A 12,895-nucleotide genomic window follows, 5' to 3' on the forward strand; every position below is an offset into this window, starting at 1 on the left:
CTACTTGCGATCTGCCACCACCCCGATCAACACCACCACCACGAGCAACACCGGCGCCAGGCTGTAGTCATTGAACTGCTCCAGCCCTCGCACCACCCAGCGTGGCACGAACAGGAGTGCGGCGCCGCTGCCGATAATGCACAGCAAGGCCAGCACCGGGATGCGCAACGCATCGGCCAGGCTGCTGATACGCTGCTCTACCCAGCCTTTGAAATCCGCGCCGAACAGCACCAGCAAGCACCCGACCAAGGCCAGGGCAATTTCGTGCAGGTTGTTGCGACACCAGTGTGACCCTGTGTCGAGCAGGTGTAGTACCACTTCCATTGCCGGTCCTTAAATCAAAAAATACTGAAGCAAGTCATTCAAGAAAAGCTGGCCCTGCACAGTCGCCGCCAACCGCGTCGGTTCGACCTGTAACAGCCCTTTTTGTTCGGCCTGCCGGCGCGCCTGGGCAAGGCTGTCGAGGCTCAGGCCCGTGCGGCGAGGGAACAGGCTGGCCTCGACACCCTCGGTCAGGCGCAGGGCATTCATCAGAAACTCGAACGGCAGCTCTTCGGCGGTCAAGGCTTTCTCGCCGGCCTTGAACGCCTTCGCGGGGTTGAGATAGTCCTTGGGCAGCCGGGTCTTCCAGGTGCGAACGATGCCGCCCTGGGGGTGGCTAAGCTTGCCGTGGGCGCCTGCGCCGATGCCGATGAAGTCGCCGAAACTCCAGTAATTGAGGTTGTGCCGCGCCGCGCGTCCTGGCTGGGCGTAGGCCGAGACTTCGTACTGCCCGTAGCCATGCTGGGCCAGCAGGTTTTGCCCGGCCTCCTGAATGTCCCAGAGAATGTCGTCTTCAGGCAACAGGGGTGGCTGGTTCCAGAATACTGTGTTCGGCTCCAGGGTCAGCTGGTACCAGGACAGGTGGGTCGGCGCCAGCGCGATGGCCTGGCGCAGATCATCCAGGGCATCGTCCAGCGACTGGTCCGGCAGGCCATGCATGAGGTCCAGGTTGAAGTTGTCGAAGCCGGCGGCACGGGCCATGTCGGCCGCGCGAATGGCTTCATCACCGGTGTGGATGCGCCCCAGGGCCTCGAGCTTGGCCGGCTGGAAGCTCTGGATACCGATCGACAGGCGGTTGATGCCCAAGGCTCGGTAGGCCACGAACTTGGCCTGCTCGAAAGTGCCGGGGTTGGCTTCGAGGGTGATTTCGATGTCACTGGCGAAGGGAATTCGCTGTTCGACGCCCGCCAGCAGGCGGCCCAGCGCTGCGGCGCTGAACAGGCTCGGTGTGCCGCCGCCGAAGAAGATCGAGCTGAGGGGGCGGCCATGGACGGCGCCCAGGTCCTGATCCAGATCGGCCAGCAAGGCATCGACGTAGTCTTCTTCAGGCAGTACGGCGCTGGCGGCGTGGGAGTTGAAGTCGCAGTACGGGCATTTGCGCACACACCACGGGATGTGGATGTACAGCGCCAACGGAGGCAGCTCTGTGAGCGCCGGGGGCGGTGCCTGGGTCGAGAAACCGTCGCTTGCGGGATGCAGCGTCTGCAGGCTCATGTCAGCGCCAGGCGCTGCCGCAACAAGGCCATCGCGCGGGCGCGGTGGCTCAGTTGGTTCTTGTCGCCAGGGGTCAGTTCGGCGCTGGAGCAGTCGCGCTCCGGAACCCAGAACAGCGGATCGTAGCCAAAACCGTGTCCGCCACTGGCGGCGGTGAGGATGCGCCCATGCCACAGGCCTTCGCAGAGGATCGGCAGCGGATCATCGGCATGCCGGACCAATGCCAGCACGCAGACAAACTGGGCCCCGCGCTGTTCGGCAGGCACGTCTTTGAGCGCGTCGAGCAACTTGACGTTATTCGCCGCGTCGCCCTGGCCGTTGGCGTAGCGGGCCGAGTAGATGCCCGGTGCACCGCCGAGGAAATCCACGGCCAACCCCGAGTCGTCGGCCAGCGCCGGCAGACCCGACAGGCGCGCAGCGTTGCGGGCCTTCAGAATGGCATTTTCGACGAAGGACAGGCCGGTCTCTTCCGGCTCCACCTGGCTGAATTCGCCCACCGAGCGCAGCTGTACGCTGGCGCCGAGCATGGCCTGAAGTTCTTTGAGCTTGCCGGCGTTGTGGCTGGCAAGGACGAGTTGAGTAAGGTTCATCGTGGGCCTTGAAAGTCGTTAGACGGCGAGACGGTGGTCGGTCAGGCTCGGGCTGCTGACCCGATAGATGCCGATCTCGCCTAACAGGTTAGGCCATAGTTTGCTGGCCCACCCGTGCCGATGCTGCTGGTCGACGGCCAGGCGATCCAACACCTTGGCCTGACGATCGCCGCACAGGCGCTCGAAGTCGTCGAAGGTGCAAAAGTGAATGTTCGGCGTGTTGAACCAAGTGTACGGCAGGAACTCGGACACCGGCATGCGGCCCTTGCTCGCCAGGTACCAGCGGCAGCGCCAGTGACCGAAATTGGGGAAGGTAATGATGCACTGACGGCCGACCCGCAGCATTTCGTCGAGAATGCGATCAGGGTGATCCACCGCTTGCAGGGCCTGAGTCATGACCACTACGTCGAAGCTGTTGCTGGCGAAGTTGCCCAGGCCTTTGTCCAGATCCTGTTCGATGACGTTGATGCCCTTGTCGATGCATTGAGCAATGTTGTCGGCATCGATCTCCAGGCCGTAGCCGGTGACCTGCTTGTGATCGCGCAGCCAGGCCAGCAGCTCGCCGTCGCCGCAACCCAGGTCGAGCACGCGGCTGCCGGCGGGAATCCAGTCCTGGATGATTTCTAGGTCGGCTCTCATGGCAGTCTCAAAGGGCGATGCGCTTCATGTAGCCATTGAAGGCTTGCAGGTAGCGAGGGATCGGGATCAGAAAGGCATCGTGGCCTTGTGGCGCATCGATTTCCAGGTAGCTGACATTCTTTCGGGCGGCCATCAGGGCGTCTACCAGCTCGCGTGAGCGTGCCGGCGAGAAGCGCCAGTCGGTGGTGAACGACATCACGCAGAAGTCCGCCGTGGCCTTGGCAAAGGTCGCTGCCAGGTCATCGTTGTGGTGGGCGGCCGGGTCGAAGTAGTCCAGCGCCTTGGTCATCAGCAGGTAGGTGTTGGCATCGAAACGCCCGGAAAACTCCTCGCCCTGATAGCGCAGGTAGCTCTCGACCTGGAATTCGACACTGTGGAAATCGTAGTTGAGCTTTTCGCTCTTGAGACCACGACCGAATTTCTCACCCATGGAGTCGTCGGACAGGTAGGTGATGTGACCGACCATGCGTGCCAGCATCAGACCGCGCTTGGGGATGACACCGGCTTCCTGGAACGAACCACCATGGAATTCCGGATCGGTGAGAATGGCCTGTCGCGCCACTTCGTTGAACGCAATGTTTTGCGCCGACAGTTTCGGCGCCGAGGCGATTGCCAGGCAGTGCCTGACGCGGTCCGGGTAGCTGATGGTCCACTGCAGGGCTTGCATGCCGCCCAGGCTGCCGCCGACCACGGCGGCCCACTGGGTAACACCCAGCTGGTCGGCCAGGCGCGCCTGGCTGTGGACCCAGTCTTCCACGGTCAGCACCGGGAAGTCGGCGCCGAAGGGCTTGCCGGTTTCCGGGTTGAGGCTGCTGGGGCCGGTGGAGCCGTTGCAGCCGCCGAGGTTGTTCAGGCTGACGACGAAGAAGCGGTTGGTGTCGATGGGCTTGCCGGGGCCGATGCAGCTGTCCCACCAGCCGGGCTTGCGCTCGTCCACGCTATGGTAACCGGCCGCATGATGGTGGCCAGACAGTGCATGGCAGATCAGCACGGCATTGCTGGCCTTGGCGTTGAGCTGGCCATAGGTTTCATAGATCAGGTCGTAGGCGCCCAGCGAGCGCCCGCAGGCCAGCGCCAGCGGCTCGGCGAAATGGGCAGTTTGCGGAGTGACCAGGCCAACGGAATCGGGGGGAAAGGCAGTGGGCATCGACCCTGCTCGCGGTTGAATGAGGCGTAAGTCTAAAGACCGCTGGCGGTAGCGGCAAGCGGGTCAGGTATGGGCAGGAACATGAAGGTACCCTGTCCCGCGGGAGCAGCCCTCGGTCGCGATTGCATCACCGCGCATTACCGGCGAACCGAGTCGTCTGTATCGCGCCCAAGGGCCGCTCCCACGGAGCCGACGCCTGGGCCGCGATAGAGGGGTAGATCAGATCAACCGCCACAATACATCGGGCATGCCCACGCGCGCGGCCAATTCCGGCATGAAGTAGCTCTGGATTACCTGAATCGCCAGGAAGGCGAAAATCGGCGAGATGTCCATGCCGCCCAGGTTCGGGATAATCCGGCGAAACGGCGCCAGCACCGGCTCGCTGATCTGGTAGGCCAGCTCGGCCGCCGGGTTGTGGGTACCGGGTGCGATCCAGGAAACAATGACCATGATGATCATCGCAACCCAGAAGATCTTCAGGAACAGCGACAGTACGCCAATCAGTGACCAGATGATCAGGTACGGATAGCTGGGGATCAAGCCGTAGGTCAACATCAGTACCAGGCCCATCAACAGCGCTTGAATCACGATGGCCAGCAGCAGCGAGGACATGTCCAGGCCCATCAGGCTGGGGACGACCCGACGGATCGGCTTGAGCAGCGGGTGGGTCGCCCGCACCGCGAACTGGCTCAAGGGGTTGTAGAAGTTGGCCTTGACCAGCTGCAGCACGAAACGCAGCAGCACGATGATCAGGTAAAAACTGACCAGCGATTGGATAACGAACACGGCAGCGCCGGTGAGTGCATTCATCTGTGGCTCCTTAGTTGCCCAGTTGTTCGGCGAGTTCGGCCGAACGCCGCGCGGCGGCGGTGAGGGCTTGTTGAACGAGGGCTTCGAAGCCTCCAGCCTGGAAAGTCTTGATGGCCGCTTCCGTGGTGCCCGACGGTGACGTCACGCGGCGGCGCAGCACCGAGGCATCGACGTCGCTGGCCACGGCCATGTGCGCGGCACCCAGCGCGGTTTGCAGGGTCAGGCGCGCGGCGACGTCATGGGGCAGGCCCAGTTGCTCGCCTGCGGCGGTCATGGCCTCGATCAGCAGAAAGAAGTAGGCCGGACCGCTGCCGGAGACGGCGGTCACCGCTTCCAGTTGCTGCTCGTTGTCCAGCCACAAGGCCAGGCCCACCGCCGACAACAGCTGCTCGGCCTGCTCGCGTTGAACCGTGTTGACCTGATCATTGGCGAACAGCCCGCTGGCACCCTGACGCAGCAGCGAGGGGGTATTGGGCATGCAGCGCACGATGGGCCGAGCGCCGAGCCATTGAGTCATGCTGGCGCTGGTGATCCCCGCAGCCACCGAAATCACCAACTGCTGGGGCTTGAGCACTGGGCGCAAGGCCAGGCACAGGTCCTTCATGCCCTGAGGTTTGACCCCGAGCACCACCACATCGGCGTTTTCGATGGCCCGGGCGTTGTCTTCGAACACCTCGATACCGTGCTCGGTGGCAATGCGGGTGCGGGTTTCGGCGCTACGGGCACTGGCGCAGATCAGCGAGGCCTGCACCCCTTGGGCGAGCAGGCCGCCGATCAGGCTGGAAGCCATGTTACCGGCGCCGATAAAGGCGATACGCGTGTGACTCATGGGAGACCCTTATCTGTAAATCATGACAATCGGGGCGCGCGCCACAGGCCGATTCAGGCCTGAGCGTAATCGCGAGCGCCAAACAAGGCAGTGCCGATGCGTACCCAGGTGGCGCCATTGGCAATGGCAGCCTCCAGGTCGTGGCTCATGCCCATGGATAATGTGTCGAGCGGCAGATCAAGGTGTTGCTGCAATTGCTGGACGGCACCGAAGGCCGCGTCTTGTTCCGCGCGGTCCTCCGTGGGCTCGGGGATGGCCATCAAGCCACGTAGACGCAGGTTCGGCAAGGCGCCAATGGCCGCAGCCAGGGCTGGCAGATCCGCAGGCGTGCAGCCAGACTTGCTGGCTTCGCCGCTGACGTTGACCTGGATGCAGATGTTGAGAGGAGGCAGGCCGGCGGGGCGCTGTTCCGACAAGCGTTGGGCGATTTTCAGGCGGTCCACGGAGTGTACCCAGTCGAATTGTTCGGCAATGGCGCGCGTCTTGTTCGACTGAATGGGGCCGATGAAATGCCAAGTCAAGGGCAGGTCGCTCAGTTCGGCCTGTTTGCCCAAGGCTTCCTGCAGGTAATTCTCGCCAAAATCGCTAATGCCGGCGGCATGGGCCTCACGCAGCGCCGGGGCAGGCTTGGTCTTGCTCACGGCCAGCAGGCCGATAGCGGCCGGGTCGCGCTGCGAGCTCGCTGCGGCCTGGTGAATTCGGGCGCTTACCCGTGAAACGTTGTCTGCTATCGTGGACATTGATTTGTGCCAGCGGGTTTCGAGTCTGCGGCATTCTACCTGCTTGTCTGTATTTGGGGAGTCTCATGGACATTACAGAGCTTCTGGCTTTCAGCGCTAAACAAGGCGCTTCGGATTTACACCTGTCGTCCGGGCTGCCACCCATGATTCGTGTCGACGGTGATGTGCGGCGTATCAACCTGCCGCCGCTGGACGACAAACAGGTCCAGGCGCTTATCTACGACATCATGAACGACAAGCAGCGCAAGGACTTCGAGGAGTTCCTGGAGACTGACTTTTCCTTCGAGGTGCCGGGCGTGGCGCGTTTCCGGGTCAACGCGTTCAACCAGAATCGGGGCGCCGGCGCGGTGTTTCGGACCATTCCGTCCAAGGTCCTGAGCATGGAAGACTTGGGGATGGGAGATGTATTTCGGAAGATTACAGACGTCCCGCGCGGGCTGGTATTGGTCACCGGTCCCACCGGTTCAGGCAAGTCGACCACCCTGGCGGCGATGATCGATTACCTGAACAACAACAAGCACCACCACATCCTCACCATTGAGGACCCCATCGAATTCGTCCATGAGTCGAAGAAGTGCCTGGTCAACCAGCGGGAGGTGCACCGCGACACCCTGGGCTTCTCCCATGCCCTGCGCTCGGCACTGCGCGAAGACCCGGACGTGATCCTGGTGGGCGAGATGCGCGACCTTGAGACCATTCGTCTGGCCCTGACGGCGGCGGAAACCGGTCACCTGGTGTTCGGCACCCTGCACACCACCTCTGCGGCCAAGACCATCGACCGGGTGGTAGATGTGTTCCCTGCCGAGGAAAAGTCAATGGTCCGCTCGATGCTCTCGGAGTCATTGCAGGCGGTGATTTCCCAGACCTTGCTGAAGAAGATCGGCGGCGGGCGGGTAGCGGCTCACGAGATCATGATCGGCACCCCGGCGATCCGTAACCTGATCCGCGAGGACAAGGTGGCGCAGATGTACTCTTCGATCCAGACCGGGGGCGCCATTGGCATGCAGACCTTGGACATGTGCCTGAAGGATCTGCTGGCGCGAGGCATCATTGGGCGCGAGGCGGCGCGCGAGAAAGCCAAGACCCCTGATAATTTCTGATCGCGGGCCAAAAAAAACGCGCCGGATGGGCGCGTTTTTTTAACGGGCGTCGATCTCAGCGAGCGACCACCTTGCTCGCACTCGCCAGGCGCATGGCGGGTGCATGCCGGGTGCCCTTGTCCTTGGGCAGAACGCGCTTGGCAACCACGTAATGACTCTGCCAGTAGGGTTTGTTCAGCGTGTCAATGGACACCGTCTTGCCACTGCGAGGTGCGTGAATGAAACGGTTGTTGCCCAGGTAGATGGCCACGTGATTGACGCGGCGGCTTTCGATGTTGAAGAACAGCAGATCGCCCGGCTTGAGGTCCTTGCGATCGATTTTCTCGCCGTGCCCTTTGGACATGGCGTTTGAGGTGCGCGGCAGGTCGGCGGCGTGAACGTCATTAAAGGCGTACTTCACCAGCCCGCTGCAATCGAAACCCCGGGAAGGACTGCTGCCACCCCAGACATACGGCTTGCCAAGCACCTTTACAGCGCGGCTGAGCACCGCATCGCTCTGCTGGGTCGAACCGTGAGCGCTGACAACGGCGACAGCTGTAGAGCTCGTCTTGTGGCCTTTGTGACGCTTGGGCGCACGGGGCAGGGCGGGAGTGGCGATGTTGGCGACGGTGGGGGTGTCTTTGGCTTCGCGGGCGTTGCTGGCTTCTTCGTGGTTCTTGGTGGCGTGATGTTCGTTGGCTCCGGTCTTGGCGGTGTGACCGCTGAAGCCGGCGGGAAGACTTTGCTCACGGTTGGTGGCGTGGGCGGCCAGGGGCAATAATAGGCAGATGGTTAGCCATGTCTTGAAAAAAGGACGCATTCGGCAAGGCTCTTGTGGGTAAGCGCGCAACTTTATAACAGAGTTTTGTTGAACTTTTAATCCGCTGTTTGCAGTCCAAGCAGATCTAAAAGTGACCGCCAAGCTGGTTTTAGTTCATAAGGAGCCGCGCAGGTCAGTAACCACGGGGATTTGCGCTGACGACCGGGCCTTGAACCGCACGTCGGAACGGGACAAAAAAGTCACATCAACGTTTAAAAAATTTATCTATCAGAGGCGTCCGTCACAGAATGAATAGCTATCACAGCGGTGCACCCTTCCACGATACCCACAGCAAGGTGGTGGGTTATCTGTTGTGGATTTTCGGATTTACCGGCGCCCACCGCTTCTATTACGGCAAGCCGATCACCGGAACGATCTGGTTCTGCACACTCGGCCTGCTGGGGATTGGCTGGCTGATCGACTTCTTTTTGATCCCCTCCATGGACCGGGAAGCCGACGCGCGCTTTTTTGCTGGCAGCACGGATTACAACGTGGCCTGGGCGCTGTTGACCTTTCTGGGGATATTCGGCGTGCACCGGCTGTACCTGGGCAAATGGCTGACGGCCATCCTGTATTTCCTGACCGGCGGCTTCTTTCTGATCGGGGTGCTGTACGACTTCTGGACGTTGAATGACCAGGTGTCGTTGAAGAACGCGCGGGGGTGACACCCTTGGGATAGGTGTCGCCCGCGATGCAGGCGATACGGTCTGTCAGCCGGTAAAGCTGATATGCCCATCCATCAGGGTATACCGCACCGCACCCGGCAAGGTATGGCCAAGAAACGGGCAGTTCTCGCCCTTGGACAGCCAGCGCTCGCCCGCCACCGTCGACACGCCCGTGTCGAACAGCACCAGGTCCGCCGCCGCGCCCACTCGCAGTCTGCCCACAGGCAGATCCATGGCCTGAGCCGGGCCGAAGCTCAAGCGGCTGAGCAGCGTCGGCAAGTCCAGCAAGCCATCTTCCACCAGGGTCAAAGCCAGTGGCAGCAACAACTCGACGCTGCTGATGCCCGGCTCGGTGGCGGCGAACGGAGCCAGCTTGGCATCCCGTTCATGGGGCTGGTGATGGCTGGAGATGGCCTGCACCACGCCCGCCTTGACCGCCGCCCGCAAGCCATCGCGGTCGGCATGGGTGCGCAGTGGCGGTTGCACGTGATAGAGGCTGGAGAAATCGATCAGCGCTTCGTCCGTGAGGATTAGCTGGTACAGGGCCACGTCGGCGGTGACCGGCAAGCCGCGCGCCTGCGCCTGGGCAATCAGCTCGACCCCGCGAGCGCTGGTCACCTGACTGAAGTGCGCGCGCACGCCGCTCTGTTCCACCAGCAAAAGATCACGAGCCAGGGCCACGGTCTCGGCGCTTTCCGGGATCCCGGCCAGGCCGAGGAAACTGGCGGTCGGGCCTTCGTGGGCCAGACCACCCTGGGCCAGATCGCGGTCCTGGGAATGGAAAATCACCGTCAGCCCGAACGTGGCCGCGTATTCCAGCGCGCGGCACAGCGTACGGGTGTTGCGGAAGCTCTCCAGACCGTTGCCGAAGGCGATGCAGCCGGCATCCCGGAGTGCCACCAGTTCGGCCAACTGCTCGCCTTCCAGGCCTTTGCTCAAGGCGCCGATCGGATAGACCTTGCAGTGGCCGGCCTCGCGAGCCCGGTCGAGGATCAGTTCGGCCACGGCCGAGGTGTCGAGCACCGGTTTGGTCCGTGGCGGACAGCACAGGCTGGTGACGCCGCCGGCAGCGGCGGCGCGGGTCTCGCTGGCGATCGTGCCTTTGCGGCTGTAGCCGGGCTCGCGCAGGGCGACGTTGAGGTCGACCAGGCCGGGCGCGGCGATCAGGCCGCGGGCCTCGAGGGTTTGCCCGGGCAAGAAGCCGGCGGGCGCTGCGCCCATGGCGACCAGTTTGCCTTCACTGACATGCAGGTCCGTGACCTGGTCCAGACCGCTGGCCGGGTCGATGACGCGGGCGCCAAGAATACTGAGGCTCACTGGGCGCTCTCCTGCTCGAATTGTCGCTGTGCGGTCTGTCCGCTCATGGCCATGGACAGCACGGCCATGCGGATGGCAATGCCGTAGGTCACCTGGTTGAGGATCACTGAGTGGGCGCCGTCGGCCACTGCCGACTCGATTTCGACGCCTCGGTTGATGGGGCCGGGGTGCATGACGATGGCGTCCGGCTTGGCACCGGCCAGGCGTGCGGTGGTCAGGCCGAACAGGCGATAGAACTCGCCCTCGCTGGGCAGCAGGCCGCCGGTCATGCGCTCGCGCTGCAGGCGTAGCATGATCACTACGTCGACGTCCTTGAGGCCTTGCTCAAGGTCGGTGTATACGGTCACGCCATATTGCTCGATGCCGATGGGCAGCAAGGTCTTGGGCCCGATCACGCGGATGTCGGGGCAGCCCAGAGCCTTGAGAGCGATCATGTTCGAGCGCGCCACACGGGAGTGCAGAATGTCGCCGACGATGGCCACCGAGAGGTTCTCGAAGCCGCCTTTGTGGCGGCGGATGGTCAGCATGTCGAGCATGCCTTGGGTCGGGTGTGCATGACGGCCGTCACCGCCGTTGATGATGGCCACTTCCGGGCAGACATGTTCGGCGATGAAGTGCGCGGCGCCCGAGTCGCTGTGGCGCACGACGAACATGTCGGCGGCCATGGCTTCGAGGTTGCGCAAAGTGTCGAACAGGGTCTCGCCCTTGCTGGTGGAGGAAGTCGAGACGTTCAGGGTGATGACGTCGGCGGACAGCCGTTGGGCGGCCAGCTCGAAAGTGGTACGGGTACGGGTGGAGTTCTCGAAGAACACATTGCACACGGTCTTGCCCCGCAACAGCGGGACTTTCTTGACGGCCCGCGCACCCACTTCCAGGAAGGAGTCGGCGGTGTCGAGGATTTCCGTAAGCAGCTCGCGGGGCAGGCCGTCGAGCGACAGAAAATGGCGCAGCTGACCCTGGTGGTTGAGCTGCAGCGGGCGCTTGGCGGCGGTTGGCGTCATCGCGGGGACTCTTTGTTGGCGCTGGCTGGGTGATCGGCGCTGGGAGGGTTGAGGCTGGAGGCAGAGGCGAGGTCCTGGCGCTCAAGGGCGAGCAGCGCGGGACCGAGCAATTTTACCCGTTCATGGGCCTCCAGCGACAGGGTGGCGCCGACGATATTCGGGCGAATCGGCAGCTCGCCGGCGTCCAGGTCCAGCAGGCAGACCAGCGTCACACTGGCCGGGCGGCCATAGTCGAACAGCTCGTTGAGCGCAGCGCGAATGGTCCGGCCGCTCATCAGTACATCGTCCACCAGCACCAAGTGTTGGCCTTCGATCTCGAACGGCAGCTCGGATGGGCGCACTTGTGGGTGCAGGCCATTCTGGCTGAAATCGTCACGGTAGAAGGACACGTCCAGAGTGCCCAGCGGGCCGTCGTTGTCCAGGGCCTCCAATAGCGCACTCGCTACCCACACACCGCCGGTGCGGATGCCGATGAAGCGAGGTTCGTCGATCTTGCGCCGAGCCAGATGGGCCTTGAGGTCGATCGCCATCTGCGCGATCAACTCGGCGGGGTTGGGTAGTGTCATCAAGTGTCCTCAGCTTTCGCGCTGGTCTCTGCAGGACCGAGCCTGCTCGGGAACCGGTGTGAGCCTGTTCCCGTGCAGCCGCGGTCCAACAGAGGTGGGTCGGGCAATCCGACATGGATTCAGGTTTCGAAGGTATGTGCATTCTCTTCGAGCCAGCCCTGCAACAGCAACCGGGCCGCAATGGCATCCACCGGATTCTTGCTGTAGCTGCCTTTCTGTCCGCCCCGTGCCAAGCGTTCGCCTTTGGCTTCGAAGGTGGTCAGGCGCTCGTCGTGGGTGTGCACCGGCACATTGAAGCGGCCGTTCAGGCGGCGGGCGAATTTTTCCGCGCGGATGCACATGTCGCTGGGCGTGCCGTCCATGTTCAGCGGCAGACCGACCACCATTGCATCGGGCTTCCACTCCTTTACCAGCGCTTCGACCTGAGCCCAGTCAGGCGCGCCGTTCTGGGCCTTGAGGGTGCAGAGCTCGCGGGCCTGGCCGGTGATCACCTGGCCCACTGCCACGCCAATCTGTTTAGTGCCGTAGTCGAAGCCCAGCAGCAGGCGTATGCCCGCCATCAGGCGTGGCCTGCCTGGCTGGTCAGCAGATTGAGATCGACGCCCAGTCGGGCGGCCGCAGCGGTCAGGCGCTGGGCACTGCTCATGGCAAACAGGATGTCGGCATCGAATGGGCAGGTCAGCCAGGCATTGTCGGCCACTTCGGCTTCCAGCTGGCCGGCTTCCCAACCGGCATACCCCAGCGTAATCAGGCTTTTCTTCGGGCCGACGCCGTCGGCGATGGCAAACAGCACGTCCTGAGAAGTGGACAACGCCAGGCCGCCCAGCTCGACTGTGGCCTGGAATGTTGGCCCGCTGGGGTGCAGGACAAAGCCGCGATCGGTCTGCACCGGGCCGCCGATATAGATCGGCACACCATGGCAGGCTGTCGGCGGGTCGATATCGGGGCGCAGTTGCTCAAGGATATCCGCCAGATTCAACTCCTGGGGGCGGTTGACCACCAGACCCATGGCGCCCTCGGCGCTGTGCTCGACAATGTAGGTCAAGGTCTGGGCAAAGTTGGGGTCCGCCATGTGCGGCATGGCGATCAGAAACTGATGCTTGAGGTAGCTCGGTTCGACGTTCTTCATAACTTGATAGTGTGGCTTCGGCATGTC

The 12,895-nt window shown here is 62.9% G+C and carries 16 protein-coding genes; 2 read left to right on the forward strand and 14 right to left on the reverse strand.

Annotated elements, in window-relative coordinates:
* From HB675_RS11535 to HB675_RS11570, 8 genes are all read right to left on the reverse strand, one after another.
* The gene (locus HB675_RS11535; RefSeq protein WP_213878438.1) at window positions 1-324 is read right to left on the reverse strand and encodes a DUF3392 family protein; all 324 of its coding nucleotides are present in this window, start codon (window positions 322-324) and stop codon (window positions 1-3) included.
* A gap of 9 nt (window positions 325-333) precedes the next feature.
* Window positions 334-1,536 carry a radical SAM family heme chaperone HemW gene (hemW, locus tag HB675_RS11540; protein ID WP_213878439.1) on the reverse strand — a complete coding sequence of 401 codons (1,203 nt, stop codon included), beginning with the start codon at window positions 1,534-1,536 and terminating at the stop codon, window positions 334-336.
* Entirely contained in the window at window positions 1,533-2,126 is a 594-nt protein-coding gene (gene rdgB, locus HB675_RS11545; protein WP_213878440.1) for an RdgB/HAM1 family non-canonical purine NTP pyrophosphatase, read from the reverse strand. Before rdgB ends, hemW begins: the two co-directional genes overlap by 4 nt.
* An 18-nt stretch (window positions 2,127-2,144) precedes the next feature.
* Window positions 2,145-2,765, reverse strand: coding sequence for a methionine biosynthesis protein MetW (gene metW, locus HB675_RS11550; protein WP_213878441.1), 621 nt, complete (start codon window positions 2,763-2,765; stop codon window positions 2,145-2,147).
* A gap of 7 nt (window positions 2,766-2,772) precedes the next feature.
* A complete protein-coding gene (locus HB675_RS11555) occupies window positions 2,773-3,912 on the reverse strand; it encodes a homoserine O-acetyltransferase (protein ID WP_213878442.1) in 1,140 nt (379 codons plus the stop codon).
* 219 nt (window positions 3,913-4,131) lie between these two features.
* Complete coding sequence (locus tag HB675_RS11560; protein WP_213878443.1) at window positions 4,132-4,722, reverse strand: YggT family protein; 591 nt, start codon at window positions 4,720-4,722, stop codon at window positions 4,132-4,134.
* Window positions 4,723-4,732: 10 nt separating this feature from the next.
* Window positions 4,733-5,551 carry a pyrroline-5-carboxylate reductase gene (proC, locus tag HB675_RS11565; protein WP_213878444.1) on the reverse strand — a complete coding sequence of 273 codons (819 nt, stop codon included), beginning with the start codon at window positions 5,549-5,551 and terminating at the stop codon, window positions 4,733-4,735.
* Window positions 5,552-5,604: 53 nt separating this feature from the next.
* Window positions 5,605-6,291, reverse strand: coding sequence for a YggS family pyridoxal phosphate-dependent enzyme (locus tag HB675_RS11570; protein WP_213878445.1), 687 nt, complete (start codon window positions 6,289-6,291; stop codon window positions 5,605-5,607).
* Between the two features lie 65 nt (window positions 6,292-6,356).
* On the opposite strand from HB675_RS11570, the gene HB675_RS11575 reads away from it, so the two are divergent.
* Entirely contained in the window at window positions 6,357-7,391 is a 1,035-nt protein-coding gene (locus HB675_RS11575) for a type IV pilus twitching motility protein PilT (protein WP_213878446.1), read from the forward strand.
* Window positions 7,392-7,446: 55 nt separating this feature from the next.
* Here HB675_RS11575 and HB675_RS11580 read toward each other — a convergent pair whose 3' ends face one another.
* Window positions 7,447-8,190 carry a C40 family peptidase gene (locus HB675_RS11580; RefSeq protein ID WP_213878447.1) on the reverse strand — a complete coding sequence of 248 codons (744 nt, stop codon included), beginning with the start codon at window positions 8,188-8,190 and terminating at the stop codon, window positions 7,447-7,449.
* Between the two features lie 248 nt (window positions 8,191-8,438).
* On the opposite strand from HB675_RS11580, the gene HB675_RS11585 reads away from it, so the two are divergent.
* Entirely contained in the window at window positions 8,439-8,855 is a 417-nt protein-coding gene (locus tag HB675_RS11585; RefSeq protein ID WP_213878448.1) for a TM2 domain-containing protein, read from the forward strand.
* 45 nt (window positions 8,856-8,900) lie between these two features.
* Here the strand turns inward: HB675_RS11585 and HB675_RS11590 are convergent, their stop codons facing one another.
* The 5 genes from HB675_RS11590 to HB675_RS11610 form a co-directional block, all read right to left on the reverse strand.
* Window positions 8,901-10,172, reverse strand: coding sequence for a dihydroorotase (locus HB675_RS11590; RefSeq protein ID WP_213878449.1), 1,272 nt, complete (start codon window positions 10,170-10,172; stop codon window positions 8,901-8,903).
* Window positions 10,169-11,173, reverse strand: coding sequence for an aspartate carbamoyltransferase catalytic subunit (locus HB675_RS11595; protein ID WP_213878450.1), 1,005 nt, complete (start codon window positions 11,171-11,173; stop codon window positions 10,169-10,171). The genes HB675_RS11590 and HB675_RS11595 overlap by 4 nt, the downstream gene beginning before the upstream one ends.
* On the reverse strand, window positions 11,170-11,739 hold the full coding sequence (pyrR, locus tag HB675_RS11600) for a bifunctional pyr operon transcriptional regulator/uracil phosphoribosyltransferase PyrR (RefSeq protein ID WP_213878451.1): 570 nt from the start codon (window positions 11,737-11,739) through the stop codon (window positions 11,170-11,172). The genes HB675_RS11595 and pyrR overlap by 4 nt, the downstream gene beginning before the upstream one ends.
* 119 nt (window positions 11,740-11,858) lie before the next feature.
* On the reverse strand, window positions 11,859-12,299 hold the full coding sequence (gene ruvX / locus HB675_RS11605) for a Holliday junction resolvase RuvX (protein WP_213878452.1): 441 nt from the start codon (window positions 12,297-12,299) through the stop codon (window positions 11,859-11,861).
* Entirely contained in the window at window positions 12,299-12,868 is a 570-nt protein-coding gene (locus HB675_RS11610; RefSeq protein WP_213878453.1) for a YqgE/AlgH family protein, read from the reverse strand. The genes ruvX and HB675_RS11610 overlap by 1 nt, the downstream gene beginning before the upstream one ends.
* Window positions 12,869-12,895: the final 27 nt, after the last annotated feature.

It is taken from the genome of Pseudomonas sp. dw_358 (assembly GCF_018449655.1).
Lineage (GTDB): Bacteria > Pseudomonadota > Gammaproteobacteria > Pseudomonadales > Pseudomonadaceae > Aquipseudomonas.

Coding starts and splice junctions, on each gene's coding strand:
- HB675_RS11535 (WP_213878438.1), bottom strand. CDS start 324: ATGGAAGTGGTACTACACCTGCTCGACACAGGGTCACACTGGTGTCGC.
- hemW (WP_213878439.1), bottom strand. CDS start 1,536: ATGAGCCTGCAGACGCTGCATCCCGCAAGCGACGGTTTCTCGACCCAG.
- rdgB (WP_213878440.1), bottom strand. CDS start 2,126: ATGAACCTTACTCAACTCGTCCTTGCCAGCCACAACGCCGGCAAGCTC.
- metW (WP_213878441.1), bottom strand. CDS start 2,765: ATGAGAGCCGACCTAGAAATCATCCAGGACTGGATTCCCGCCGGCAGC.
- HB675_RS11555 (WP_213878442.1), bottom strand. CDS start 3,912: ATGCCCACTGCCTTTCCCCCCGATTCCGTTGGCCTGGTCACTCCGCAA.
- HB675_RS11560 (WP_213878443.1), bottom strand. CDS start 4,722: ATGAATGCACTCACCGGCGCTGCCGTGTTCGTTATCCAATCGCTGGTC.
- proC (WP_213878444.1), bottom strand. CDS start 5,551: ATGAGTCACACGCGTATCGCCTTTATCGGCGCCGGTAACATGGCTTCC.
- HB675_RS11570 (WP_213878445.1), bottom strand. CDS start 6,291: ATGTCCACGATAGCAGACAACGTTTCACGGGTAAGCGCCCGAATTCAC.
- HB675_RS11575 (WP_213878446.1), top strand. CDS start 6,357: ATGGACATTACAGAGCTTCTGGCTTTCAGCGCTAAACAAGGCGCTTCG.
- HB675_RS11580 (WP_213878447.1), bottom strand. CDS start 8,190: ATGCGTCCTTTTTTCAAGACATGGCTAACCATCTGCCTATTATTGCCC.
- HB675_RS11585 (WP_213878448.1), top strand. CDS start 8,439: ATGAATAGCTATCACAGCGGTGCACCCTTCCACGATACCCACAGCAAG.
- HB675_RS11595 (WP_213878450.1), bottom strand. CDS start 11,173: ATGACGCCAACCGCCGCCAAGCGCCCGCTGCAGCTCAACCACCAGGGT.
- pyrR (WP_213878451.1), bottom strand. CDS start 11,739: ATGACACTACCCAACCCCGCCGAGTTGATCGCGCAGATGGCGATCGAC.
- ruvX (WP_213878452.1), bottom strand. CDS start 12,299: ATGGCGGGCATACGCCTGCTGCTGGGCTTCGACTACGGCACTAAACAG.
- HB675_RS11610 (WP_213878453.1), bottom strand. CDS start 12,868: ATGAAGAACGTCGAACCGAGCTACCTCAAGCATCAGTTTCTGATCGCC.